The organism is Allobosea sp. CER48, assembly GCF_044752385.1.
Lineage (GTDB): Bacteria > Pseudomonadota > Alphaproteobacteria > Rhizobiales > Beijerinckiaceae > Allobosea.
This window is the reverse complement of sequence record NZ_JBIWYK010000729.1, coordinates 1-1,091: the sequence shown is the minus strand read 5'-3', so window position 1 is coordinate 1,091 and position 1,091 is coordinate 1. Positions and strand designations below refer to the sequence as shown.

Below are 1,091 nucleotides of genomic sequence, written 5' to 3'. Positions count from 1 at the left end.
AGCTCGAGGGCAAGCAGGTTCTGTTGCAACGCGGCTACATCCGCAAGCCGGACGTGCTGTCGCTGCAGCGGCTGGCCGCGAACCTGTCCGGCGAGGCCGGCCGCATCACCGGCGATATCGGCGATGCCCGCGAGCGGATCGCCCGCTCGCTCGAACAGATCGACGGCGTGCGAAAGAGCGCACAGAAGGCCGCTTCGGACCAGTTGCAGGACATCAGCGCCGACCTCAACGACGTGCGTGAACGCATCCACACCGTGAAGGGCGTCCTGGACCGGTCCAACATCGTCGCGCCAGTTCGCGGCACGGTCGTCAAGTTGCGCTACCAGACTGCTGGAGGCGTCATCGAGCCGGGCAAGAACATCATGGAGATCGTCTCGCTTCAGGAGGAGCTGATCATCGAGGCGAAGGTGCGTCCGCAGGATATCGACAAGATCAAGCACAGCCAGCTCGCCTCGGTGCGGCTGACGGCCCTCAACCAGCGCACGACCCCGATGGTCAGCGGCCGCGTCATCTACATCTCGGCCGATGCGCTGCCGGACGAGAAGCAGCGCGCCTTCCCCGGGGTGCCTGATCTCTATGTGGTGCGGGCCCGGCTCGACCCGGCGAGCCTCGCGAGCCTGCACGACTTCCGCCCGACGCCGGGCATGCCAGCCGATGTCTATATCCAGACGAGCGAGCGGACCTTCTTCGAGTATCTGCTGCAGCCGCTGAAAGACAGCATGGCGCGGGCCTTCCGCGAGACCTGATGTCGGAGACGTCGACCGGCAGGCCGCCCTTGCCGGTCGAAACGGCGGTTCCCCCGGAGGACTCCCAGGCCCCCGGGGGAACCGTCACCCCCCTGTCAAATGGCATGACTATTGCGACGGCTCCCGCAACGGAGACGAAGCATGCTGCGCCATTGGCCGAACGATGCGAAGGCCGCGATCGCCCTGGTCGCCTTGTCGGCGATCTGCATCCTGGGCTGGCTCGCGGATGCCGGCCTTTAAAGCCTGTGACCTGCCATTCAGAGCCTCTGTCGCGCAGCGGCGGCAGGTTCTAAGATGCGAGCAGGATCGCAACGAACGGCCGGAATCATGAAGCGCTTCGTTCTT

1 protein-coding gene is annotated in these 1,091 nt (G+C 65.5%); it reads left to right on the top strand.

What is annotated here, in order from left to right:
* Positions 1 to 746, top strand: a 746-nt coding sequence (locus ACIPIA_RS16845; RefSeq protein WP_400511134.1) for an HlyD family type I secretion periplasmic adaptor subunit, incomplete at its 5' end; no start/stop codon positions are given.
* Positions 747 to 1,091 lie beyond the last annotated feature (345 nt).